This is a genomic window from Sulfuricurvum sp., assembly GCF_028710345.1.
In the GTDB taxonomy this organism is placed as follows: Bacteria; Campylobacterota; Campylobacteria; order Campylobacterales; family Sulfurimonadaceae; genus Sulfuricurvum.
Map to the genome: position 1 here is coordinate 316,383 of NZ_JAQTUH010000003.1, position 25,108 is coordinate 341,490.

At 38.1% G+C, this 25,108-nt stretch carries 20 protein-coding genes; 3 read left to right on the top strand and 17 right to left on the bottom strand.

The features are described from left to right. The first annotated feature begins 185 nt into the window (after positions 1-185). Entirely contained in the window at positions 186-614 is a 429-nt protein-coding gene (locus PHC76_RS06240; protein WP_299973162.1) for a glycine zipper 2TM domain-containing protein, read from the top strand. An 84-nt stretch (positions 615-698) separates the two neighbouring features. Here PHC76_RS06240 and PHC76_RS06245 read toward each other — a convergent pair whose 3' ends face one another. The 15 genes from PHC76_RS06245 to PHC76_RS06315 all read right to left on the bottom strand — a co-directional run bounded on the left by PHC76_RS06245 (position 699) and on the right by PHC76_RS06315 (position 18,429). Further along, the gene (locus tag PHC76_RS06245; RefSeq protein ID WP_299973165.1) at positions 699-1,379 is read right to left on the bottom strand and encodes a response regulator; all 681 of its coding nucleotides are present in this window, start codon (positions 1,377-1,379) and stop codon (positions 699-701) included. 7 nt (positions 1,380-1,386) lie between these two features. Further along, positions 1,387-2,820, bottom strand: a complete 1,434-nt coding sequence (locus PHC76_RS06250; protein WP_299973168.1) for an HD domain-containing phosphohydrolase — start codon at positions 2,818-2,820, stop codon at positions 1,387-1,389. After that, positions 2,817-5,387, bottom strand: coding sequence for an MASE3 domain-containing protein (locus PHC76_RS06255; protein WP_299973171.1), 2,571 nt, complete (start codon positions 5,385-5,387; stop codon positions 2,817-2,819). Before PHC76_RS06255 ends, PHC76_RS06250 begins: the two co-directional genes overlap by 4 nt. Continuing rightward, positions 5,380-7,836 carry a CHASE domain-containing protein gene (locus PHC76_RS06260; RefSeq protein WP_299973174.1) on the bottom strand — a complete coding sequence of 819 codons (2,457 nt, stop codon included), beginning with the start codon at positions 7,834-7,836 and terminating at the stop codon, positions 5,380-5,382. The genes PHC76_RS06255 and PHC76_RS06260 overlap by 8 nt, the downstream gene beginning before the upstream one ends. Positions 7,837-7,900: 64 nt before the next feature. Beyond that, positions 7,901-8,950 (bottom strand): response regulator, encoded by a 1,050-nt coding sequence (locus tag PHC76_RS06265; RefSeq protein ID WP_299973177.1) that lies wholly within the window; start codon positions 8,948-8,950, stop codon positions 7,901-7,903. Between the two features lie 66 nt (positions 8,951-9,016). Beyond that, positions 9,017-10,039 (bottom strand): chemotaxis response regulator protein-glutamate methylesterase, encoded by a 1,023-nt coding sequence (locus PHC76_RS06270; protein ID WP_299973180.1) that lies wholly within the window; start codon positions 10,037-10,039, stop codon positions 9,017-9,019. A 1-nt stretch (position 10,040) separates the two neighbouring features. After that, entirely contained in the window at positions 10,041-10,526 is a 486-nt protein-coding gene (locus PHC76_RS06275) for a chemotaxis protein CheD (RefSeq protein ID WP_300209868.1), read from the bottom strand. Then, positions 10,526-11,335: a HAMP domain-containing sensor histidine kinase gene (locus PHC76_RS06280; RefSeq protein ID WP_299973573.1), complete on the bottom strand. Its 810-nt coding sequence runs from the start codon at positions 11,333-11,335 to the stop codon at positions 10,526-10,528. Before PHC76_RS06280 ends, PHC76_RS06275 begins: the two co-directional genes overlap by 1 nt. 3 nt (positions 11,336-11,338) lie before the next feature. Continuing rightward, positions 11,339-12,712 (bottom strand): PAS domain-containing methyl-accepting chemotaxis protein, encoded by a 1,374-nt coding sequence (locus tag PHC76_RS06285; RefSeq protein ID WP_300209870.1) that lies wholly within the window; start codon positions 12,710-12,712, stop codon positions 11,339-11,341. Between the two features lie 10 nt (positions 12,713-12,722). Beyond that, a complete protein-coding gene (locus PHC76_RS06290; RefSeq protein ID WP_299973567.1) occupies positions 12,723-13,544 on the bottom strand; it encodes a protein-glutamate O-methyltransferase CheR in 822 nt (273 codons plus the stop codon). Beyond that, entirely contained in the window at positions 13,534-15,639 is a 2,106-nt protein-coding gene (locus tag PHC76_RS06295) for a chemotaxis protein CheA (protein ID WP_299973565.1), read from the bottom strand. Before PHC76_RS06295 ends, PHC76_RS06290 begins: the two co-directional genes overlap by 11 nt. After that, entirely contained in the window at positions 15,632-15,895 is a 264-nt protein-coding gene (locus tag PHC76_RS06300; RefSeq protein WP_299973563.1) for a hypothetical protein, read from the bottom strand. The genes PHC76_RS06295 and PHC76_RS06300 overlap by 8 nt, the downstream gene beginning before the upstream one ends. Then, positions 15,896-17,539, bottom strand: a complete 1,644-nt coding sequence (locus tag PHC76_RS06305; RefSeq protein WP_299973560.1) for a methyl-accepting chemotaxis protein — start codon at positions 17,537-17,539, stop codon at positions 15,896-15,898. Position 17,540: 1 nt separating this feature from the next. Continuing rightward, entirely contained in the window at positions 17,541-18,038 is a 498-nt protein-coding gene (locus PHC76_RS06310) for a chemotaxis protein CheW (protein WP_299973557.1), read from the bottom strand. Positions 18,039-18,042: 4 nt separating this feature from the next. Then, the gene (locus tag PHC76_RS06315; RefSeq protein ID WP_299973554.1) at positions 18,043-18,429 is read right to left on the bottom strand and encodes a response regulator; all 387 of its coding nucleotides are present in this window, start codon (positions 18,427-18,429) and stop codon (positions 18,043-18,045) included. A gap of 198 nt (positions 18,430-18,627) precedes the next feature. Between PHC76_RS06315 and PHC76_RS06320 the strand changes: the two genes are divergently transcribed. After that, complete coding sequence (locus tag PHC76_RS06320) at positions 18,628-20,130, top strand: response regulator (protein ID WP_299973551.1); 1,503 nt, start codon at positions 18,628-18,630, stop codon at positions 20,128-20,130. Between the two features lie 118 nt (positions 20,131-20,248). After that, positions 20,249-22,285, top strand: a complete 2,037-nt coding sequence (locus PHC76_RS06325) for a CHASE domain-containing protein (protein WP_299973548.1) — start codon at positions 20,249-20,251, stop codon at positions 22,283-22,285. On the opposite strand, the gene PHC76_RS06330 is transcribed toward PHC76_RS06325, so the two are convergent. Further along, positions 22,236-24,761 carry a GAF domain-containing protein gene (locus tag PHC76_RS06330; protein ID WP_299973546.1) on the bottom strand — a complete coding sequence of 842 codons (2,526 nt, stop codon included), beginning with the start codon at positions 24,759-24,761 and terminating at the stop codon, positions 22,236-22,238. The two genes, PHC76_RS06325 and PHC76_RS06330, sit on opposite strands and share 50 nt — an antisense overlap. 30 nt (positions 24,762-24,791) lie before the next feature. Then, positions 24,792-25,091: a c-type cytochrome gene (locus PHC76_RS06335; RefSeq protein WP_299973543.1), complete on the bottom strand. Its 300-nt coding sequence runs from the start codon at positions 25,089-25,091 to the stop codon at positions 24,792-24,794. Positions 25,092-25,108: the final 17 nt, after the last annotated feature.

Genomic DNA, 25,108 nt, shown 5'->3' on the forward strand with positions numbered 1-25,108 from the left:
ATAATTTTTATAGATTTGGATTATACCTCTTTAACCTTATCTTGTTTCAATTATACATAGAATTTAGTCTAAAAATGGTCATATCTTAATACAAAAAAAATGACCTATATATGACTATATGCATTTCACAATAGCTTCACAACCATGATTTATACTGTCGCTAATTTAAAATCGAGGTGGATATCATGAAAAAGCTTCTTATCGCAATGGCATTAACTGCTTCTGCATCACTTTTCGCACAAGATAGCGTTGGTGGGATTTTTGGAGGGGTAATCGGAGGGATTATAGGTAATCAATTCGGTCATGGAGACGGTAAAGTTGCAGCAACAATTATCGGTGCTTCCATGGGAACACTTATCGGTAGCAATAATGAGAGATACATATCTAATGGTGAATACACTAATACAAATCGTGTAGTCTATACAACAGTGCAACCTGCACCGATTATTTATACCCAACAACGTATCGTTTATGCTAATCCACGACCTGTTATCTATTATAGTTCATATGATCGTGACGATCATCGCTACGAGGAACGGCGTCGTGAACATCATGATCACTGGGACCGTGATCGTCGTGAACATGATGAACATGAACGATGGGATCGTCGGTAATCATGGCTTACAACATACCTGTTTTAAACAGGTATGTTGTAAAGAGTGGTGATTCAATCCAATACAAAAACTAACTCTCCAAATTTAGATTAATGAATAACCTACTTTGGCAAGATTTTTTAGATTACTATCATCTCCCATCTTCTTTCTAAGGCGAAGAATTAAATTTTTGAGAGCCCCATCCGACATACACTCCTCTAAATCATACGAAAACATCTCATATTTAATCACTTGTGATCGATTGGACAACAATAATTCTATGACATGTATCTCATTTTTAGTCAATATTGTCTTTGTCCCATCTGGATAGATAAATGCTTTAGCAAAAAAATCATACGATAGAGAGTCATTTATTTTTGCCACCAGTAATCCTTGCGACTGCAATCTATCGACAGCACAATAAAGTACTTTTATCAAAGCATTAAACTCTATCGGTTTTTGGATGTATTCCACAAGATTTAGCTTGCATGCTTCGAGTAAGTCATCGGTTGCAAGAGAGCCAGAGACAATAACAATAGGGACTTTTTCATTAGTTTTGCGGATACTTTTAGCAACATCGATACCACTGACAGATCCCATATGGATGTCAAGGATGACAATATCGATAGGATTTTTTTCATAAATCTCAATCGCTTCAGCACCGTCACAAACAGCAAAGACTTTTCCAACGATCAACTGCAATGTTTTCTCTGTAATCTCACGGAGCATTAGATCGTCTTCAGCATAAAGTACAGAAAGGTTTTTAAATTCGTTGTATTTTGCCATACTATCCTCAGTCCTTGAATTCAGCAGCTATTGATGTAAAAAGATCAAGATTATCGAGAAACATATCTACCAGATTAGGATCAAAATGTTTACCCCTCTCTTGCGTTATAAATTCGATGATTTGCTCCATTGGCCACGCTTTTTTATAAATGCGTTCACAACTCAGGGCATCAAATACATCAGCAAGGGCGATTATCCGTCCATAAATATGAATTTCTTCTCCCGCAAGGGCATTTGGATACCCACTGCCATCCCATTTTTCATGATGCTCATGCGCGATGATGGCAGCAGCTTGTAAGAGTGGACGGTTAGAATTTTTAAGAATATCATATCCTAGCATACTGTGTGTTTTCATAATCTCATACTCGTCGTAGTCCAGCTTACCGGGTTTGAGTAAAATTGCATCCGGAATTCCGATTTTACCGATATCATGCATCGGTGCAGCAAAATACATTAACCGTATTTTTTCCTCATCCAATCCATACAATTCCCCCAGTAATCTAGAATATTTAGCTACACGGCGTACATGATTTCCAGTCTCTTGAGACCGAGTTTCACCTACTTCTCCTAGCAATGAAAGCATCTCATGTTGTGTCTGCCATATCTCATTATTGATATCCGATAATTCAGTTATATCGTGACTGGTGCTGATAAAATCAATAATCTCTCCATATTCATCCAGTATTGGTTTAATCGTTGTATCGGTAATATAGTAATCCCCATTTTTTTTCCTATTTTTTATGATCCCTTTCCACGTTCGCTTGTCCATAATCGTATTCCATAGATTTTTATAAAATTCACGTGGCATCTCTTCATGACGAATAAGATTATGCCCTTTGGACATGATCTCATCGCACGAATAACCGCTAGCGTCACAGAAAGAGTCGTTTGCATAAAGAATTTTTCCATTTAAATCTGTTTTTGTCACAATCGTAGAGATATCGACGATCTCTTTGTATTGTTCTAATAAAGTGGTTTGATGAAGCACCTCTTGTTTAAGTTGCTCAGTCAGTTCCATCACTTTTCGCTCATTATAAATAGTAGAGACCAACTCAAACATAATCTTTATAAACTGCTCGGTTTGTATGGGTTTTAGGAGAAACTGAGCCACACCGAGATTGATAAGCTCTAAAAGGAATCCGCTATCTTCACATGCGGATGTAACGATAAAACGTTGTTCAGCGTATATCTCTTTGATACTTTTAATCATCATAACACCATTCATCTCAGGCATCAAAATATCGGTAATGACAATATCAAATCGATTGTTTTGATACAGACGTAATCCTTCAAGACCATTAGTAGCTGTCTCTACGTCATTAAATATCGATTGGAGTAAGATTTTTGTATTTTCACGGATAAGCGACTCATCTTCTACATAAAGTACACGCATCCCCACAGAATAAACAGTAAGAAGATTCACCGTTTCTTTCAAATTCATAGTTGATCCTTTATGTAGGGTAGTTTAATAGTAAACGTTGTTATTTGGGCATTGCTTATTGCCTCAATCACTCCATTGCAATGCTCTTGAATAATCATTTTGCTCATATAAAGCCCCAATCCTGTACCAATATTTTTCTCCTTAGTCGTAAAATTTGGAAGGAATATTTTTTCTATAATATCATCGGAAATTCCACCGGCATTATCCGAAATGGAGATAGAACAGTACGTTTCATCCGTATCAACAATGATAGTTATCTTCTCATTTTTTGTCTGTTTTTCTTCAAATGCATCCAACGAATTTTTGAGCAAAGCAATCAGAACTTGAAGAATCTCATTTCGATACGTTACCAAAAGAGGGTCATTGATAATTTGGATATCGGTTTCAATCGAATGATTTTTGAGAGTATGGTCAGTTAATCGGAACATTGTATGAATAAGGGTTGAAGGTCGAAAACGCTCCGTCGGTTTATCAACTCTGAAAAAATCACGGTACTCTGAAATCGTTTGGGACAAATAGATACTTTGTTCCTCTATGGTATTTAAATTATTAATAAATACCGTATCATCACCGGTTTCCTCCATAATCATTTTCACTTTCATATTCGACGTTATAGCATTGATAATTCCTAGAGGCTGACGCCATTGATGAGCGATCATTGAAATCATCTCTCCCATTTGAGCTTGTTTGATGTGCATTCGAACCATTTTATCATTTTCAATTTGTTTAGTAATATCATCCATAATCACTATGAATTTCTTCTGGTTTATATCTCCTAAAGGGGCAATAGCGATTTCAACTACTTTTTGAAGCTGTTTATTAGCTAGAGATAATGAACATATCAGCTTAGTATGAGTTTCACAATCTGTGTTCTCAAAATAGTCTTTAAACTCCTGATTAGTACACTTGATATCAAAATAGTGATTTTTCAAATCACTCCCTATTAGACTCTCTTTGTCTATCTCCAAAAGAGTCCCTGCGCGTTCATTACAATCTATGATTTTTTCATTTTCGATAATAAAAATGGCTTTATTGACCGAGGAAAAAATAGTTTTATAAAATCTTTCATTCTCTTTAAGCTGTTGCTCTGTTTTACGAATTTCTGTAATATCACTATAGGTACCAACCACACCCACAATAGCATCATTTTTTACTTCTCTCAATGGGACTTTTGAAGTTCTCAACCACTTTGTTTCCGGTTCTCCACTATCTTGTGGTTCTTCAAAATTGACCTTTGCGATACCGCTTTGAATGACTTCTTGATCATCATCTCGGTACAATTGAGCTTGATTGTGCCAAACTAATTCATCATCGCGCTTTCCAATAATTTCAGATGCATCTTGAAATCCTGCATCTTGCGCAAATAAATTATTACACCCCATATACACCGATTCCTTATCTTTCCAAAACAATCTCATCGGAATAGAATTAACAATCGTTTTTAATAGTATCCCCTCTTTAATACTCTGTTTTTCTGCTTGACGCTGTGCCGTCATATCAATACAGATTTGAAGAATTCCACCAACTGTATCATTTGTTTTAATCGGACTGATTGTGTATTGTTTGTATTTATTCTCAAATTCCAATTCTAACGTGCAATATTCCCCTTTATCTATTGCTTGACAAATTTTGCATTCAGATTTAGTAACTCCTGGTGGATGGAGAAGAGTATGATTGTCTTGTCCGATAAACTCATTGAAAGTATAACTGGCACATTGTGTTGTCGCACGGTTAATTTGACGTATAGTCCCCTCATTATCGGTAACGACTACAGGAACCGGAATCGTATCATACGTACTTGACGCTTTTGCCATCAGAGTAAAAGGCTCTTTGAGTGCAGTGACGATTACCCCCTTAAAAATCATCCAATAAGCAATAAATTTAAAAATATGCCCCAATAAATTCATAACACCGTATACATCTACATAAAGGGTAAAACACATCTCTGCAACAATCCCGATCAGCAATGATAAGCAAATCATTTGGTACATAAATGGGTGAAAAATTTCTCGTTTAGAACGATAAATCATTATAGCAATCAACGTAGCAAACATAATGGTATATTCGAGAGCGATTTTTGTTATCGATAACCCTTTTTCCGGAATATACATTGCCGGGAATAATCCCATAAACGCTCCTGTATAAGCACCGATTGCTGCAAAAGCGAATAGCCCGAATACCATCCGTGGCGAGATTGTATTAAAACGGACGAAAGGGGCAGCCAGAAGTGTTATAATCTGAAATATTCGGGCTAAAATCCATAAAGTCGTCGAAGGATTTTGAGAAATAGGATCCGAATAAAGATTCATCCCATAGTAACTAAGCATATGGAATAAATCCAATATTGCTGTCCAGAAAAAACCGATTCCTAAAAAACGTAAAAACTTATTTTGGGTAAATTTGTACATATAATAGGTTATAAGCGATATAAGTATCCCGATAATGACCGCAAATAATTCCACGAGAACATGAAAAAGAAGATACCCCTCACTCAATCGAATGGCTAATAGAACCATTACTAAAATAAACGGAGTGAGGGTTTCAAAAAAATCAAGTTTTTTAAACATTTTTCACATCCTCATTGAGATAACTACTGTTGGGAAGTTTAATACTAAATGTTGTTTCCATCCCTTTACTCATCACTTGAAGCAAACCTTTGCAATGCTCTTCAATAATAACTTTACTCATATAAAGACCTAATCCTGTACCGTATTCTTTATTTTTGGTCGTAAAATAAGGGACAAATATTTTTTTTATCGCTTCAGGAATAATTCCTCCTGCATTATCGCGAATAGCTACAGTAGAGTAATTTTCTTCTTGATCTATGGTAACTGTTATTTTTCCATGCGTAATACCATTTTCTTCAAATGCATCAATCGAATTTTTGAGCAATGCGATTAAAACTTGCAACACTTCATTTCGATAAGAAACCAATCTTTGCTCACGTAAGGATATTACTTCTGTTTCAATACCCTGATTTTTAAGAGTATGATCGATCAGATCTAAGGCATGTTTTATGAGCGTACTCAAACTAAACATCTCATTGGGTTTATCCGGTCGAAAGAAATCCCGATAATCTGTAATGGTTTGGGAAAGATGGATACATTGTTGCTCAATCTTTTGGAGATTTTCCTGCTCTGGCGAACCTTCATCTCCATTCATTAACCCTCTGAGTCTCATTTGTGCCGTCATTGCATTGATAATCGCCAAAGGTTGACGCCACTGATGAGCAATCATAGAGATCATCTCACCCATCTGGGCTTGACGGGTTTGCATTTTGAATAATTTATCTTTTTCAATACGTTCGGTAATATCTTTTGCAAGCATGACTAGTTTATTTCGATCATCGTGTCCAAATCCTGAAAGGATAATCTCAACAATTTTCACTTCATTGCTTTCAGAAGTCAAAGTGATAGAACACTCCATATTCGCAGAATTACGTAGATATGCTTCATCAAGATAAAAAGCAAAACTATTCTCTCGACACTCTATATTAGTAGCAATATTAAAAATATTTTTCCCTACCAGATACTCTTTTGAGGTCTCAAAAAGAACTGCTGCTTGGTCGTTACAGTCGATGATAATATCATCCGATAAAATACAAACTGCTTCGTTGATCGACGTAAACATCGTTCGATAAAATTCTTCACTATCCCTCAGTACCCGCTCGATAATTTTACGCTCCACAATTACCCGTGCTGAAGCATAAACATATCGCAAGCCATCCAACTCAATACGGCATACCGTGATCTCAACATCAAATACGATACCGTTTCTGTGTCGAAAGAGTGTTTCAAAAGTTATAGGTATAGTAGAGACATTATGCAATCTAAACTGCATCTCTTCATATGACGATTTAGCATCCCAATCGTATACACTTAATTCGGGTACATCATGTTTATCATATCCGAGCATCTGGAGAAATGACGGACTGCATTCAATCAGTTTTCCGTCAAGATCGAGAATGTGGATACCATCAACGGAAGATTCCAACATTCCTTGAAACCAAGAGCGACGTGATTCGAGTTCAACCGACTTTTGCTGGAGCATTCTTCGACTTCGCAACAGTTCTAAAATAATATAAAAGAGGATGAAATAGAGCCCCAATCCTATCATTGCAATCAATAATGGGACAAATGTATTGGTTGAACGGTCAAATTTTTCCGTACTGTAATAATACAAGTACCATGTTCGTCCACCAATATCAATAGTACGATGGGAAGTATGTACAGACCGATATCCTATAGAGGCTTCTCTATAAAGAAGATTTTCATTGGTACGCTGCGGTCCGTCATATATCTCTATACGAATGGATTCTTGATGGTCCTTAACCGTATTCATCAAATCATTCATTCGAAACGGGCTGTAAACAAATCCAATTAATGCGTGACGACGCTTTGTGAGTGTATCAATAGCCTCTCCCGTTTTATAAAACGGGAGATACATCAAATATCCTGCTTGGACTGCTTGATCTATCTCCTGTACCAATTTGACTTTACCCGAAATGGATACACTTCCTGTATCAATTGCCCTCTGCATCGCTTCGCGACGGACAGGCTCAGAGTACATATCGTATCCGATTGCAGCCTGATTACGTTTATCCATTGGTTCTAAATATAAAATAGAACTGTAAATATCTCGCATCCCTGATGGTTTCAGTACAAATGACGGATATCCCTCATCTCGCATTCTTTTTTCTGTCGAAGCAACCTGATCGGGTGCAAGCATTATAGAATACCCGATCCCCTGCATACCAAAATAGTATTTTTGAATATCCAACGTTTCTACAAACTGATGCCACTCATTCCGCGAGACATAATCACTCCCCTGCATAAATCCAACACCACTACGGAGGGCATTTTCATATTTATGGATTTGCGCGTCAGTAATATCGAGACTATCATTGACATAATTTTCAAAAAGATTTTGCGCACGCTTATAATAAAATCGATCAGTTGTATACCAAACGGCTATAACAACAACTACCGATAAGACAAACCCCATAAACGTAATCAATCGACTGTGTATAAAATCCGATGCAGACAAAGTAACTAATTTACTATTTTTCAACATACATATCTCAGAAAAATTCTATATCACCACACTCATCATCCTCTTGTGGATCGATAAGGGTTATGATCTGCTGAATACTCATGCTTGTAGGTTGATGAATATGGTGAATATTTTTCATTGCCATATTCTCTTTGGAAAAACGTTTGACATAAAGCTGTAAATCGATACAAACGGCATCAAATAGTTTGAGAATATGATCGGATTTTGTGGCAAGTAAAACACTAAATTTATCATCTTTAGCAACTACGGCACTAAGCGCCTCGAAATTTTGTGCCAACGGATCCAAAAATGGGGTATAACGGTATAAAATCTGTGAAATCTTTGACATATAGCCATAAACAACTTTAATGTGTTCTATATCTTTATCAAAAACATACTGTGAAAGATCATTTGGGAGGTCATTCAGGAGTTCAAGTAACTCTTCACTATCATCGTGTATAAATAAGACATTTTCTTCCCCTTCGTCCACATCTTTGGAAAAATATTCTTGGAGCATTGCAGATTTTTCTTCAGTATGATTAAGAGAATACAATTGTTCTATCTGTTCATTTTTTATTGCAACAGTATGGTGATGAGAGGTGAGTGCATGAACCATCTTTTTGAGTTTAAGTCTCTCTTGGCGTAATGTTTCAAAAAGTTCTAAGTTAATATTTTGAGTATCAGCATCACGACTAACCGTATAGAGGACTCTTAACATCTCATCTAAATTGATCGGTTTTAAGATAAAACTGCTTACCCCTCTTCGGATGATTTGGAGGAGGAAATCAGACTCATCGTGTGCAGAGATAGCAATCACTTTTTGTTCAGGATTAATCTCTTGCATACGCCCGATCATCTCTATCCCATTCATTAATGGCATATTAATGTCGCTAATCACTATATCGTAACGTTCATGATTGTATTTTTCCAACCCCTCTTGTCCATTAGAGGCTAAATCAACACTGGCAAAAAAAGGTTGAAACAATGCTGCCGTCTCTTTTCGCAACACATCATTATCTTCAACATACAATACTTTCAAATTTTTAGAAAATTTTTGAACATCTTTGACACTAATCATTTTTATACCTCGTATAATCTATACTAAAAATATAACGATATAAAGTCATAAAACAATCACAAAGAATCATAACAAATCGAGAATACCTTGGGAAATTTTCTCTAATGGAAGCTGTCTCTCAACGCCTCCTAGCTCATACGCCACTTTAGGCATACCGTAGACAATACATGATGCTTCATCTTGTCCCAGTGTTCTTGCTCCTGCATTACGCATGGAGAGGAGTCCCCGTGCACCATCGCCTCCCATACCGGTGAGGATCACACCTATCGCATTGGCACCGACAACTTTAGAAACAGAGTTAAATAACACATCCACCGATGGTCTATGACCGGAAATCTTATCACCGCTTCCGATTTCGACATAGTACCGGGCACCTGAGCGACGCACGACCATATGATAATCTCCCGGAGCGATCAACACAACTCCCGGTGTAATAGAATCCCCATTTCGAGCTTCTCGTACTTCCATCGCACATAGACCGTTCAATCGCTCGGCAAACGGACCCGTAAAGTTCGCTGGCATATGCTGAACGATAACGGTTCCCGGAGAATTTCTAGGTAATCCCATTAATACATCTTTGATCGCTTCAGTCCCACCAGTCGATGCTCCGATAGCTAAAATTTTATTGGTTGTCTCAGCTAATGAGGTAGTATTCGCTTGCTGAGGATTACTCATAATACGTTTTTGTACCCGTACTTTTGAAGCGATTTTAATTTTAGAGAGAAGTTCATCACGCATCTCATCTTTACCATCATATATGTGTGAATGGGGTTTGGCCACAAAATCAACTGCCCCCGCTTCGAGTGCTTCGAGGGTTGTCTTCGCCCCATTTTGAGTCAGGGATGAGACCATAATAACAGGCAGCGGCATATAGTGCATAAGCCGCTTTAGAAAAGTGATCCCATCCATCCTCGGCATCTCGACATCCAAACACACTACATCAGGACGCAGTTCAACGATTTTATCCCGTGCTACATACGCATCAGATGCCGTTGCGACAACTTCAATCATCGGATCAGATTCCAAAATCTCTTTTAAAACTGCCCTAGCGGTTGCACTGTCATCAACAATCAATACACGAATTGCCATCTTATTGCCCTCCACTTAGTATGTCGCTGCGTTGTGCATATTTTAAAAGCACTTTTCCTTGTTCTAAATTAAACTGTATTTTTCGTCCATTTTGACCACCGATATCTTCGGCGACTATAGTGATTTTATACTCTTTGAGAATTTCTTTGGCAACTAATATGTTTTTTTGTCCAATCATCATTGTATCCGAGCCCCCCATATTCATCGATGCACCCCCAAAGATTTTGGCTTGCAATGTTTTTGAGCTTGACCCTTTGGAAATCATATTTTCGATCAATTTAGGGATAGCAATATTCCCAAATTTTGGTGATTGTAATCCATTTCCATTCCAAAACGGCAATAGATAATGGTTCATTCCCCCTATTCCCAGTGTACTATCATATAAACAGACGGAAACACATGAGCCTAAAACCGTCGAAATAGCATGAGGTGCCGTGTCCACGTGTATTTGCCCCACATGGATGAACGTCGAGCTTCCCTGTATCATTAGAGTTCAATTGCATCATCAAATGATTCAAATAAAAATTCATTTGAACCGCACGCATCAGAATCCGGAAGATTTTTCTGAAGTGGTAACGTAATGACAAAAGTCACCGACGTATCATCTATGCTGTAATCGATCCCCCCACTCAGTCTCTCACTTAGCTCTCGCGCAACACTCAGTCCCAAACCAAGCCCATGATTCCCCTCAGGTCCCTGAGCGAAACGGGTAAACACTTGTGGTTTGTACTCTACATTCGGCCCTTTGCCTTGGTTGTTGATCCTAATGGTTAGTACCGACTCTTTCTCTTCAATAGTAACAGCTACAATACTATCATCATCACCGTAATCACAGGCATTTCCCAAAATATTTTTGATGATGAGATAGAGTTTTTTTGGATCAGTAACCACTTTGTCTCTCAATTTATCTGTAATATTTAGAGTGATATTTTTGCTTTGTATACGGTATCTAAACGCTTCGATTGCCTCATCCACTAAACTCTTCGGACTAATCAATGCAGACGTAATGTCAATATTTCCACTCTCTATTTCAGAAGCTGCTACTAAATTTTGGATACGAGAGTCCAACAAAAGAGCCTCTTCCATAACTAACGCATAAATCTCCTTACGTAGATCACCTACGGTAGGTTCTAGATGGGGAATCATCCCCAAAAGTGCCGTCATTGGATTATTTAGCTCATTGGCTATCAACGATAAAAATCGTGATTTTGCTCTTTCACTTTCGATAAGCTGCTTGTTAAGCTCTAAAATCTTTCGGCTTAAAAATGTGATTTCATCATTGTGTATTTTTTCCATGGATTACTCTTCTTCTTTTTTTATCGTACATATCTCATCATGCAAATGATTCAATTGAACTTCAATCACTTTCGATTTTTCTATCATACGAAGGTTTTCATTTGAAAAGTTCCGACCCATTTTTTGCATGCTCTCTAGTTCACTACTCGTCTCTTGTACTAAAGTTTTGAGTTGAGAAAAGATCACGCCAAAGCGTACCGATTCATCGTGTGAGGCGGCAGCTTCAATAATGCCATAAATCTGGATATACCCTAAATACATCATCTGCTGTTCCAGCTGATCCAAATTTTTTAACACTTCATGTATCTGCTGATCAAGCTCTGTTTGGACTTGTTTGGATTTATCCGAATACTGCGCCACCAAAGTCATCAAATCAGAGATATTTTCAATCAATTCACTCAATTGAATTTCACCCTTTTGAGAGGTTACTTCTTGGATAAAATAGGTCACCATCTCTATTTGGAGACGCATACTCGAAACTGAAAAAACAATACTGTTTAATCCTTCCGATAAATGCTGTACAATGTGATCGATATGGGTAATCAATGCTTCATTCTCTTTGGCATTAAAGCGGATATCACTGGCTAATACACCAAATGTTTCTCCACCGCTTTGAACTTTATACGAGGATACTGAAGCATTTAATGAAAGAAAAACAACATCACGTGCAAGTTCACGTAATTTCTCCCCTTTTTCTTCAAATAGCGATTTTACTTGCGTAAATAGATCTATTTTTTCAAACCATGCATCATACTGACTCATCAACTCCCGACTATAACCATACGTCATTTTTAACTTTTGCAATAATGCCGATGATTCATTTTCATCTTCTTTGATCACACGTTTGGAAACATTACTTTGCCTCTCTCGAAGTTCCATCAGTAATGCATCATCCATAAACTGATCATAATTTCCATACCCGTGTGTCTTTAGGAATTCCGCTAAAATATTTTCGCTCTCTTCCATACTGCCACGTTCTTCGGCAATAAGCAACTGACGATAGAGCACTTTTGCCAGTGCAAAAAGTTTAGTATTGGGTTTTATACGGATCGAAATATAACGATTATCGAGAGGATATACGGCAGCTAGTACCCAATAATAGCCACCCTCCTTTGTTCTGTTTTTAACATATGCGACTATCGGTTTACCTGCTTGCAAATAATCCCAAAAGGTCTTAAAAATAACACGTGGCATATCTGGATGACGGATGATGTTGTGAAACTGCCCAATCAATTCTTGTTTCGAATAACCACTGATTCGGACAAACACCTCATTGCCGGATAAAATCGTACTCGCGTGGTCTGTGATCGAGAAAAAGAGCTCATTATTATCAAACTTAGCCTCTTTCAGAGCCAATGCATGCTCTGTTTTTTCCATAGGAACCCTTTTATAAACGTTGATAAATCGACGAACCTAATAGTTTTAAGGTTTCACGATGAGTGGTCAGTGATTCTGAGCTCCCCAAGAAAAGAGGAGCCCCTTTCGGTAAAAGCGTTGTAAAACGCCCAATCAGATTGTGACGGGTAATATCATCAAAATAGATCATAACATTACGGCAAAAAATCATGTCAAAGCTGTTTTTGAAAAAAAACGGATCGGTCACAAGGTTATAGAGTCGAAACATCACTTTGTTTTTTAGATGAGGCTTCACCTGATAACGGATAAGTCCATCCATCTGCACTTTTTCAAAAGAACGGATCACGATTTCTTTAGGCAAAGGTTCAACATTTTTTGCATCATAACTTCCGCTAATCGCATGGGCCAATACTTTGGATGAAATATCGGTAGCCAAAATCTTGATATCCCATTGATCAAAATCATTCAAATGGTGTTGTAAAAACATTAAAATCGTATACGGTTCTTCTCCGCTCGAACACCCAGCTGACCAGATACGGATTTTTTTCTCTCTTTTGGATGCTATCAGTGCGGGCAAATAGTTTTCCAACCATTTCCACTGCGCCCCCTCTCGAAAAAACGAAGTAACGTTGGTCGATATAGCACTCACGAAAAATGAGAGTTCTTCACCACTCAAATCCTGAATCAAAAAATCATAATAGTCTCGAAACGATTTCAATCCAAGTTGGTTTAGCCGTTTATTCAGCCGACCCTTGACCAAAGTACTTTTTTGATCGGAAAGAGATATCCCTACTTTTTCATAAATATAACGACGAAAAAGGGCAAACTCTTCCGCTCGAAGCTCAATTTCCACCACTTTGAACCTCAATCAGCGGGCGTAATTCATCCACATTCAAAATCAATGCAATATCCCCGCTACCTAAAATCGCTCCGCCTGAAATCTCTTTCACTTTAGCCAATGATTTACCCAATGGCTTAATAACAACTTGTTGACGCCCTACAAGTTCATCCACCAAAATAGCGATACGACCTGATTCCGTTTCAACACAGACGAGTATCCCCTCCCACGGCTCAATTCTATGAGTCGGAAGATCAAACACATCACTAAGACGGATAATAGGGAGATGCTGTCCGCGTAGAGATACAAACTCTCCTCTCTCTTTTAACGCATGAACAATCTCTTGTTCAGGACGAAATGATTCAACCACGCTCAACGTTGGTAAGATATATATCTCCCCTGCCGCTTGCACCAACATACCGTCAATGATTGCCAACGTCAGCGGAAGAACCATAGAGAAAGTCGTCCCCTCACCCTCTTTTGAATCAATCTCGATTTTACCGCGCAGTTTTTCGATCGACGTTTTGACGACATCGAGCCCAACACCGCGGCCGGAGAGATCACTGATCGTATCAGCGGTCGAAAATCCAGGTTGCATAATAAGACCGAAAATCTGAGAATCAGTAAGATTCTCATCGCCGGAAATAATCCCCCGCTCGATAGCTTTACGGTACACTTTTTCTTTGTTGATTCCCCGTCCATCATCACTGACACTGATGACAATACTGCCACTTTTATGAAACGCACGAAGGGTGATAACCCCTTCAGCTTTTTTACCGACACTGAGACGTTCTGCCCCATCGGCTTCGAGACCGTGGTCGATTGCGTTACGGATGATATGAATCAATGGATCAGAAAGGCTATCGATCATCGTTTTATCGATCTCCGTCTCCTCACCTTGAACATTTAAATGAAGCTCTTTTCCTGTTTTTTTCGACGTATCTCTCACAACCCTTTTCATCTTATCAAACGTATCGCGAATAGCAACCATTCGCAGACTCATCACCCGATCTTGGATCCGTTTCGTAATCTTTGATAATGTTTCGATTGCACGGCTGATCGATTCATCCTCGATAGCGCTGATTTTTTCGTTTTGGGCAATAAAGTTCTGAGCGATTACCAGTTCACCGACAGAGTCAAACAATTCATCAAGCTTAAACGTATCAATACGAATCGTTGATTTCGATGTCGTCACACTGCTGTTTTCTTTACGCTCTGGAGATTTTCGGCTTTCTTCGGCTTTTATCTCACTATGATGATTCTCTTCGATATCCGTCTCTACAATCTCTACACTAGGGAGATTAATCAACCTTACCGCATACTCATGATCAAATAAAAATTCAAAATTTTCACTCACATCTCCAAGAGCTTGCGATGTTAAAAGGAGAATACCCACGTGAGAAATTTTGTTTTCATCAACAACAAATGACTCTAGCGGTTGAACGTTTTCCATGTTAAAAAAACTTTCTAACGCTATCGCATTCTCTTTCAATAACCCTAAAAACAGTAAATGATCAAACCCGCGTATGTATGCATCACTGTCTAAGGTCAAATCTATCCGATAGAGATTCTGCCCTTTTTCTTGAGACATTTGAAATATTTGAATACCGTTTCTCATCTCCGATTCAAAACGATCATTACAATCAAATCCAAATTCAGATGCCAAGTCCATCATCATCGTTGTTTGAATTTTTACCTCTACAACCTGTGTGCTTCCATGACGTTTTGAAGAGATCAGATTTTTGATTTTGACTAAACACTCCTCATAATCAGTCGGTAAATCCGGGAGAGCATCAAGCTCACACGTCATCACCTCTTTAATGACATCGACACTTCCTACAAACAACTCTAGATGATGAACTTCGACATCTTCTTTTGTGCTGCGATAATGGTCAAGTACATCTTCAAAATGGTGAACAAACTCTCCTAAACGGGTAAAGCCAAACGCATTAGCATTCCCTTTGAGTGTATGGACACCCCGAAAAATTTCGTTCAATAAATCAAAATCAGCTGAATTTTCTTCAAAACGGAGGATATCGACATCGAGTTTTTCGATGATTTCACCCGCTTCTTCGATAAATATCGCTTTGACTTGCTCTTGTTTAGTCATAACAGATCCAATGCAATGTTCCATATACGCCCGTAGTGTTAACCCCTCTTTCTAAAAAAGGGATTTTCAATTCCGGACGAGTTCGTTTGAGGCTCACTAAAAGAGCCAATAGTGCGCTATTTTTAAGACTATTTCCCTCATCAACTTCGATTGTCTCGATATATTCAATACGGGGGCGAACGAATTGCTCAAATTCGCGTACCTCTTCCATAGACATATTCAAATCAATCGTCAGTGCATCGCCATCAAATTGCATTTAAAACTCTTTCAAATCATCTTCGTGCAACGGGAAAATTTCATCCGCCTTAGTCGGAATCGATTTACGTTGAGGCTGAACTGGCTTACGATGTGCAATCACAGGATTAGGATCTAAATGATGAAGATTGATTTTCCGAGTGGCACTTGATACCGGTGCATTGCTTTCCATTCCTACCATTTTTGCCAAAATACGAACCGTTTCCATCATCGACGTTGCTTGTGCATTGAGTTCTTCCGCTGCCGCAGCAGCTTCTTCTGAGTTTGCCGCAACTTGCTGCGTCACTTGGTCGACTTGACCCATCGCTTGATTAATCTGTGCCATTCCCTCAGACTGCTCTTTTCCGGCAATCGAAATTTCACCGATTAAATCAGATACTTTTTTTGATTGTTCCACGATCTCTTGAAACGATGTATGGGTCGCAAGGGCGATTTGATTCCCCTCTTTAATCTGACTAACAACCTCTTCGATGATTACCGAGGTCTCTTTTGCAGCCGATGCCGCACGTTGAGCCAAATTACGAACTTCATCAGCTACTACCGCAAATCCTAGACCATGTTCACCCGCACGCGCCGCTTCAACCGCAGCATTTAATGCTAACAAATTGGTTTGAAATGCGATTTGGTCAATTGTTTTGATAATACCAGAAATTTTAGCCGCAGACTCAGTAATGGCATGCATCGAGTGAGAGAGCTGTTCCCCTTTTTCATACCCTGCACGGGCAGAATCGTTGGCATTTTTAGCCAAGATATCAGCTTGACGGGCGTTATCAGTGTTTTGTGTGTTGATTGCAGTAGACTCTTCGAGTGTTGCACTCACCTCTTCAACACTGCTTGCTTGTTCACTCGCCCCTTGTGCCAATGAGCTAGAAGACGATGCTACTTGATCCGATGCCGAAGTGATCTGCATCGCCCCATCACGAATCGACGTAACGCTTTGTGTGATTGAACGGGTAATCGAACGGATTATTAGTATCGACAATACAATCGAAACAGCAAATGCGACCAATACAATGATTATAGTCATACGAACAGCACTGATAGAATCTTCTTGTGCTTTTTTTACCGTTGCATCAGCACTCTCAATATTAATTTTGGCGATTTTGTCCATACTCTCTAGTGCCATTGTACGAGAAGAACGGCTCGCTTCGATAAATGCTTTCATTTGTCCAAAATAGATCTCCACTTTCGCAGGATCACTGTTTTGTGAGAGCGGTATTAGAGTATTTGATTTAAACTGTAAACTCAACTCTTTCCATTTTCCAAAATTCTCTTCAAAATTTTTCCATTCAATAGCCTCTTCCGGAGTTTGAGGCAGAGGAGCATAAATCTTTTCCCCTTTTTCAAAACGTTCAAACCCTTTGTCTATTCTCTCAATAGCATCTTGTAGTTTCCCTTGCAGTCCATTGTCTCCTGCAAGACCACGAACTCGGTTTTGCTGAATGACTACTTGATTAATCCCTATACGCATCTCCATAATTCCCACGACAGAGGGGAGCTTCACGCTCCCCACTTCCGTAATTCCGCTCTCCCATTTTTGCGTTGTACTGTATCCCAAAAACCCGAGAATAGCTAAAGAGATCATCATCACTGCCGTGAGCAGCACCAACTTGCTTTGTAGTACCATATTTTCCAACCAATTCATTTTATTCTCCTTTTTGAGTTTCAAGTGTTTGCATCTGTTCAAGAGTTAAAAGTTCATCCGCTTCAAAGAGTTTCAAAACATCCAAAATCATCACAACGTTCTCTTCCATTTGCGCCATTGAGCAGATAAAATCGGTGTCAATTTGATTACCAAACTTTGGAGGTTCACTCATATGGGCAGCATCAATCGATGCTACTTCTTCTACACGATCAACGATAAAGCCGATATTCACTTTTTCTACCTCGACGATAATAATCGTCGTATGCATATCACTCTCACGCTCTTCCATTCCAAAACGCAACCGTGTATCGACTACTGGGATAATCGATCCACGCAGATTGATAACACCGCGCATATATTCAGGTGTTTTCGGGACATTAGTTACCTTCATCATTGCTATAATCTCTTTAATTCTACCGATGGCGATACCGTATTGTTCCTCTCCTAAAAAGAAAGTGAGATACCGTTCCCGTCGTGATTGAGCACTGTTTAATTCCATGACGTTATACTCCCAATACCATTTTGAGAGATTTCACCATCTTTTCATCGCTAAAAGGCTTCACCATCCACCCTGTTACTCCGATCTCTTTACCCACCATTTTCATCTCTTCAGAACTCTCGGTTGTAAGTATGATAATCGGTTTGGTTTTATAACGATCATCCCCCTTAAGAGCTCTCGCCAAATCCAAACCATTCATCTGAGGCATATTGACATCACTAATCAGAAGATCATAATTTTCACTCCCTGCTTGCAAAGCACTTAAAAGCTCTGCCGGATTTAAATACGATTTAAACTCGATAACCCCACTGCTTATCATTTGATCCAAAGCTAGCTCTGCTGTTGCGACAACAGCCCTTGAATCATCTACTACAATCACTCTCTTCGCCATGGTATTCCTCCAAGTATGATGTTCTACTTGGGAAAATAGTAATCATAAAGAATCACAAAAAAATCACAAGATAAAAAAATTAACAGATAAGCATGAAGCATTACATCAAGATTACAAAGGAAAGGATCTAGACTTATGATTGTTTTAAGATTTTCTAATTATATGATACCAATATCTAAAAATTATGAGTGATACACAATGACTGCCATTATAGAAGAATTAAGAACATTAGGTCAGGATATCAAAATTCTCTATGTCGAAGACAATAAAGGACTTAGAGAAAGTATATTAAATCTTCTGACAAAGTTTTCACCTAACATATACCATGCTGAAACCGGAGATAGCGGTTACGAATACTATTGTAAATATAGCCCTGATATTGTATTGACCGATATTAAGATGCCTGGTATCAGTGGATTGGAATTCGCAAAAAAAGTCAAAGATGATGATAATAATGTACGCGTTATTTTTCTCTCTGCCTTTGATGATAAAGAGTATCTACATGAAGCGATTAACATAGGAGCATTTCGATATCTATCAAAACCTACAAAAGTCCCATTATTGATTACAACACTCCATGAAGCCGTTTTATCAATACATAAAGAACGAAATAATCGTATTTTCGAAAATCAGCTAACCGATATATTTAACTATCAAAATAACCTTATTATGATGTTCAAGAATACCGAGCCAATCGTTGTAAATCGCCAATTTCTTGATTTTTTTGGTGTACAAACTCTGAATGAATTCACCAATACGCATAATGAAATCGGTGAGTTACTTTTAGAGCATAATGGTTTTTTATATTCTACTCCTGAATCTGGATGGTTTGAAAAAGCACTTAAAAATCCTGGGAAACTTTTTCACACCAAAGTCTATAATCACAATAATAAGACCTGCCATTTGATTATGAAACTCAGACTGATTCCTCAAAAAGAGGGATATTCGATATTGTCTTTTGATGATATAAGCGATTTAAATTTAATGATGATCTTTGATGGTAATGCCGCCAAAAGTGATCAAAAGCACCATGATTCTACAGCTGTCAGAAAACTAATGAATGTTATTAAAGAGAATGGCTCTGAAGTCAAACTCTATAATTTTTATCGAGGCTTGACCATTGTCAATAATGCCATTTTAATCTCCATGGATGACCAACAGGTTGTCCTTAAAACATCCTATTCTCAGCTCAAAGCTATCAAAATTGCAAAAAATATTACCATTACATCAGAGATTTTTCCTAATACCGTTCTTTGCAATACAACTGGCTCTGTTGATTTTGATAAGCAAACCGTAACTTTTTCAGATATGCAATTTGTCAATGAAAGCGCGAACCAACGTGCAAATATTCGGCTTGAACCCGATACAGAACGCCATAGTGTCACCTTATTTCTAAATGAGATAAAATATTTTGGTAAAACACGTATTGTTGATATATCTATTTGTTCCGTAAAGCTTGAGCTTGATGCTCTACCAGCAGGCTTAAGCGTCGGTGAAACCGTTAACATCGTAATGGTGTTTGAAACAGAAAAACAGCCATTAAATTTATCGGTCACCAGCAAAGTATATCGAATAGACAACCGTTCCAAAAGTTTTCAGATCGTGTTTCTTTTTGAACTTTCATCTATCTATCACGATAAATTGCTCGATTATATTGCAAAACGTCAAATGGAGCTTATACGTGAATTCAAAGCTATTTAAAGTATTTTCATTTCATACGATCAGTACCTTTTTTAAATCTTTTATTTTGGTATGGTTCAGCTTTTTTATCACATTGGGAATAACCTTTTTCTTATGGTCAAATGCACGAGAAAATGCCATGGATGAAGCTAAAAATCGTTTTAAATCTAATAACATTGAAACCATCCATAAAATTGAAATCAGAATGCATGCTTATGAAACTATTTTGCAAAGTTCTATGTCACTATTAAGTACTGTTGAGCACATGAACCAGCATAAATGGTTTGTATATGTCTCAAGTATGCAAATAGAAAAGCACTATCCTGGATTTCAAGGAATAGGCTATTCAAAAATAATCCAAAAAAATCAACTACCTAAACATATTGAACAGATGCGTGCAGATGGATTTAAAAACTATTTGATAAATCCATTAGGCAACCGCCTAGAATATCACCCAATTATTTATTTAGAACCATTAACTCAAAGAAATATAAAAGCTATCGGCTACGATATGTTCACCAATCCAATACGTCAAAAAGCTATGACGAGGGCAAGAGATACAGGTGAAACAACACTTTCAGGTAAAGTGACCTTAGTCCAAGAACAAAATCACGATGTTCAACCAGGTTTTTTAATGTACGTCCCTTTTTATAATACTCATAGCACATTACTCTCATCAGGACAAAGAGAACAACATCTTGAAGGATTTACATTTGCCCCTTTTCGTGCTCATGACCTCATCGATGAAATTTTACAAAAAAAAGATCCTCATATTTCTATCAAAATTTATGATGGCACTACGATCATACCCCAAAACCTATTGTATGAGAGTGACCACGTAAGCAATCATTCACCTCTCTTCGTCGAAACAATCCCTCTAAAAATGTATGGACATACGTGGAGTATCAGATTTGAAACACTCCCTACATTCAAAGAGACAATTGACAATGCTCAACCGCACTTGATTGTATTGGCTGGTTTACCAATATCATTTTTATTATTACTTACCCTTCTCGCATTTTACCAAACTGCCGCGCGAGCTCGATTGCTAGCTCAATCAATGACTAGCGAAATTAGAATGCTAAACACTGAGCTAGAAAACATGATTAACATAACGCCAAACCCGATCATCGTTCATGCAGAAGATGGCACAATTTTAAAAATGAACCAAACATGGAGCACTATATGCGGTTATTCCTATGAGGAAACACCGACTATTGATACATGGGTAGATAAAGTCTACAAAGATCATCAAAAAGAGATAAAACAATATATACGAAATCTTTCAAATATTACTCAAAAGGTTGATGAAGGGGAATTTTCATTCTATAATAAATCAGGTGCACTTATCATATGGCAATTTAGTTCAGCACCGTTTGGAACTATTAATGGGCAAAAAACGATTATCTCTTCTGCCATGGATGTCACTGAACTTAAAAATAAAGATAATATGCTGATAATGCAATCACGCCATGCTGCAATGGGAGAAATGATCAATATGATTGCCCATCAATGGCGTCAACCACTCGCTTCGATTTCAGCTATCGCAGGGACTTTACAAGTTGAAGCCATGCTCGATCAATACGATCAAAACCATTTTATAGAAAAACTCAATTCAATCAGTGATTTGGCAATAGACTTATCGGACACAATCAATGATTTTCGAAACTTTTCTAAAAAAGATAAAATCAAAGAATTGGCGACATGGAAACAACTAATTAATGGGAGTCTGGCGATCATTCAACCAATCCTAACAAATCAAAATATCGAGCTTCATATTTCCGAGACTAGAGAACGCTCCTTCATGACGTATCCTAGAGAAATAAGACAAGTTATTCTCAATATACTTAAAAATGCAGAAGATGTTTTAATTGAAAATGAAATAAAAATACCACAAATCTGGATCCGAGTTTTAGATCAAGATGGAAAACCGTGCTTAGAAATTGAAGACAATGGAGGGGGAATTCCTCCAGAGATCATTGATAAGATTTTTGACCCTTATTTTAGTACAAAATTTGAAAAAGAGGGGACAGGCATCGGATTATATATGTCAAAAATGATCGTTGAACACCACAATGGTGGCAAGCTAAATGCCTATAATACGAATCATGGAGCATGCTTCCAGATTATTTTACAAACTGATGATTATCTCGATGTATCGGGAATCGCAGAATAAATCGTGCTCCATGCTCTGTATTGATAACCGAAACATTACCGTTGCAATGCTCTTCAATAATTGTTTTCGTCATATAAAGACCTAATCCCGTCCCATTTTCTTCCCCTTTTGTAGAGACATACGGTAAAAAGATGGTATCGATAATCTCTGGCGGAATTCCCCCTCCATTATCTTCAACGCTCAATATGACTTCACTATCAGTTTGATCCGATCGAACCATTATCATAGGCTTTTCAACTCTTTTTTCATCAAAAACATCGATAGCATTTTTGATGAGATTGAGTATCACTTGAATCAACTCATTTTCATACGTTAAATAATCACCATTATTATTATGACTCACCTCTAACATGATTGATTTGCTCACAATCGTATTCTCAATCAATTCAAGCGTTTTGTCTACTATAACCAAACTGTTTGTCATACTGGCAAGTTTTTGGGGTTTGAAAAAATCTTTAAAATCGGTAATCGTTCGTGAAAGGTGCTGAATCTGCACCTCCATATCATCAAAACTTTTCATCATATCATCAAAAGATGCTTGTTCTAACAAAATACTCACTTTTTGACGATTCATCAATGCACTAATAATCGCCAAAGGTTGACGCCATTGATGAGCAATCATACTGAGCATTTCACCCATCTGAGCTTGTCTCGTTTGCATCAAAAAGAGTTTATCTTTAATATTACGTTCTGTTACATCGTCTTGAATCGTTACAAAATTTATAATTTCATTGTGTTCATTAAATATAGGGAAAATCGTCGACGCCATATCACGTAACTCTTCATTTTTCATCCTATTGATAACTGTTCCACGCCAAAATGATCCCTCTAGTAAAATAGTTGCCCATAAATCTTTATAAAAAGATTGAGGATGTTTTCCGGAGTTAAACATATTCATCTTAGAGCCTACGAGCTCCTCTTTGGAATATCCGCTTAAAAGTGTAGCATAGTGATTAGCGTATTCAATCACCCCGTTCTTGTCAGTAATTATAGTCGAAAGAGGTGTTTGGCTCACCACGTGAGAAAGCATCTCTATCATTTGTTCACTGGCTTTATGTTCCGCATCTTTGACAAATCTTTTTAGTGCAAAGCTGATTTCCATTGCCATCTCTTCGAGAAGTTTTTGCCCCTCTTTATCAAATGCATTGCTATCGCCACTGTAAATATTCAGGACACCGACTACCTTATCATCCAATACTAACGGCAATGAAGCAGAAGAAGCAAAGCCATACTCTTGTGCACGTTCTCGCCATGGTAGAGTCACGGGATCATTAGCTATATCTTGACACCAGTATGGACGGTTGTGATGGAATGCTATTCCAGTAGGCCCTTTTCCCGTAGGATGTTGTAAATCAGTAGAGATAAATATCCCCGCTAAATATTCTATCTGATCGCCATAGGATGCGACAGGGACTATCGCATTTGCCTCTTCATTTAAAATACCGATCCATACCATTTTCATCCCGCCAAAAGTTACAGCATCATGGCAGATCATTTGGAAAAGCTCTTCTTCGTCACGTGCATGGATAATAGCTTGGTTACATTGACTAAGAGCAGCATAGAGTTGCGTAAGCCGTTTATTATGGTAAATCAAAGATTTTAATCTATCCTGTGTTTCACTCAACCACCCTAAAACGCTGTTTCGTTGCCCCTGTTGTAAATCGATGGTGTGTGCAAAATCCCCTCGTCCGATACGAATAATATGATGATGCACCTCATCTACAGAACCGCCCAAAATTCGATTTAACATTTTATAGAGCTTCCAAAAGCTCATCAAAAGGGAGAAACCTAATAAAATAAATAGTATACGAAGATACAGTGCATTATAGGTAGCATTCTCTACTGCCTTTGCCGTTCGTTTGTCCATAAGCATATAAAACTCATCAATAGGACGCATAATAGAAGCTTTGGCATTTCGATAGTTTTCATCATGTAAGAGTTCAATAGCGGCTTGTTTATTTAATATTTTTTCTGTAGAAGAAGCAGGAGTTTCTAAAAGGCTTATCGCTGAAAACTCGGTCTGAGTAAGGATATCAGAATTTTTTTTGGCTTCCGAGAGTTTGGCAAGTTCATCCGGTGCAAACCCACCGAGTCGTATCATCTCTATCAAAGCGATACGGGTGGGAGCGTGCGCTCGAGGACGGCTATCATCTGATCCTACTAAATCCCAATAGATATTTTGGTAATCAACAGGTCGAGACTTGACTCCGTTTCGGATATCCAATATCTCTTGATAATGTTCTTTATAGAGAGGGTCTCCACTCACAGCATACGTTCGCACCATCCGTGTCAAATCATCAGATGACTGACGAAGTTCATCTGCAAGCTGAAACGACCGTAACCTCAGTTCATGCGCACGATCAATCTCTTTTTCCGAATAGACATACGTGAAAAACACTATCGTAAACAGAACCACTAAGACGAGTGTTTGCCAAATATTTCGTAGAAATAGTGACCGTTTCCTGAGTAAAGCCACTTCCTTTGCTACCGTAACCCTATTGATGTTTTATTTAGCGATACGATCTGCGATAGCCTTGATTTGTCCATCTGTGAGAGAAGCGGATTGAGCTTTCATAAGGGCTTTTTGCCCTCCGCCGTAACTGCCGTCTTGATACCCTTTGAGTGCAGCAGTAAACTCTGCTTTACTCATATCTTTGATTATTTTACTTTTCCCCATAGCCGCTTTTTCCCCTTGTGCTCCATGACACACTTCACACTTTTTATAAAGAGCTGTCCCATCTTCTGCCATACATGAGACCGAAGCTATAGAAAGTACCGTTAATACACTGATCGCGAATTTTTTCATTGTTTACTCCTATGATT

Excerpts from the sequence above, each read along its gene's own strand:
- PHC76_RS06280 (WP_299973573.1), bottom strand. The coding sequence starts at position 11,335 with ATGGAAAAAATACACAATGATGAAATCACATTTTTAAGCCGAAAGATT.
- PHC76_RS06300 (WP_299973563.1), bottom strand. The coding sequence starts at position 15,895 with ATGCAATTTGATGGCGATGCACTGACGATTGATTTGAATATGTCTATG.
- PHC76_RS06285 (WP_300209870.1), bottom strand. The coding sequence starts at position 12,712 with ATGGAAAAAACAGAGCATGCATTGGCTCTGAAAGAGGCTAAGTTTGAT.
- PHC76_RS06240 (WP_299973162.1), top strand. The coding sequence starts at position 186 with ATGAAAAAGCTTCTTATCGCAATGGCATTAACTGCTTCTGCATCACTT.
- PHC76_RS06320 (WP_299973551.1), top strand. The coding sequence starts at position 18,628 with ATGACTGCCATTATAGAAGAATTAAGAACATTAGGTCAGGATATCAAA.
- PHC76_RS06305 (WP_299973560.1), bottom strand. The coding sequence starts at position 17,539 with ATGAATTGGTTGGAAAATATGGTACTACAAAGCAAGTTGGTGCTGCTC.
- PHC76_RS06270 (WP_299973180.1), bottom strand. The coding sequence starts at position 10,039 with ATGGCAATTCGTGTATTGATTGTTGATGACAGTGCAACCGCTAGGGCA.
- PHC76_RS06295 (WP_299973565.1), bottom strand. The coding sequence starts at position 15,639 with ATGACTAAACAAGAGCAAGTCAAAGCGATATTTATCGAAGAAGCGGGT.
- PHC76_RS06310 (WP_299973557.1), bottom strand. The coding sequence starts at position 18,038 with ATGGAATTAAACAGTGCTCAATCACGACGGGAACGGTATCTCACTTTC.
- PHC76_RS06265 (WP_299973177.1), bottom strand. The coding sequence starts at position 8,950 with ATGATTAGTGTCAAAGATGTTCAAAAATTTTCTAAAAATTTGAAAGTA.
- PHC76_RS06335 (WP_299973543.1), bottom strand. The coding sequence starts at position 25,091 with ATGAAAAAATTCGCGATCAGTGTATTAACGGTACTTTCTATAGCTTCG.
- PHC76_RS06245 (WP_299973165.1), bottom strand. The coding sequence starts at position 1,379 with ATGGCAAAATACAACGAATTTAAAAACCTTTCTGTACTTTATGCTGAA.
- PHC76_RS06275 (WP_300209868.1), bottom strand. The coding sequence starts at position 10,526 with ATGATACAGGGAAGCTCGACGTTCATCCATGTGGGGCAAATACACGTG.
- PHC76_RS06315 (WP_299973554.1), bottom strand. The coding sequence starts at position 18,429 with ATGGCGAAGAGAGTGATTGTAGTAGATGATTCAAGGGCTGTTGTCGCA.
- PHC76_RS06255 (WP_299973171.1), bottom strand. The coding sequence starts at position 5,387 with ATGTTTAAAAAACTTGATTTTTTTGAAACCCTCACTCCGTTTATTTTA.
- PHC76_RS06325 (WP_299973548.1), top strand. The coding sequence starts at position 20,249 with ATGGATGAAGCTAAAAATCGTTTTAAATCTAATAACATTGAAACCATC.
- PHC76_RS06250 (WP_299973168.1), bottom strand. The coding sequence starts at position 2,820 with ATGAATTTGAAAGAAACGGTGAATCTTCTTACTGTTTATTCTGTGGGG.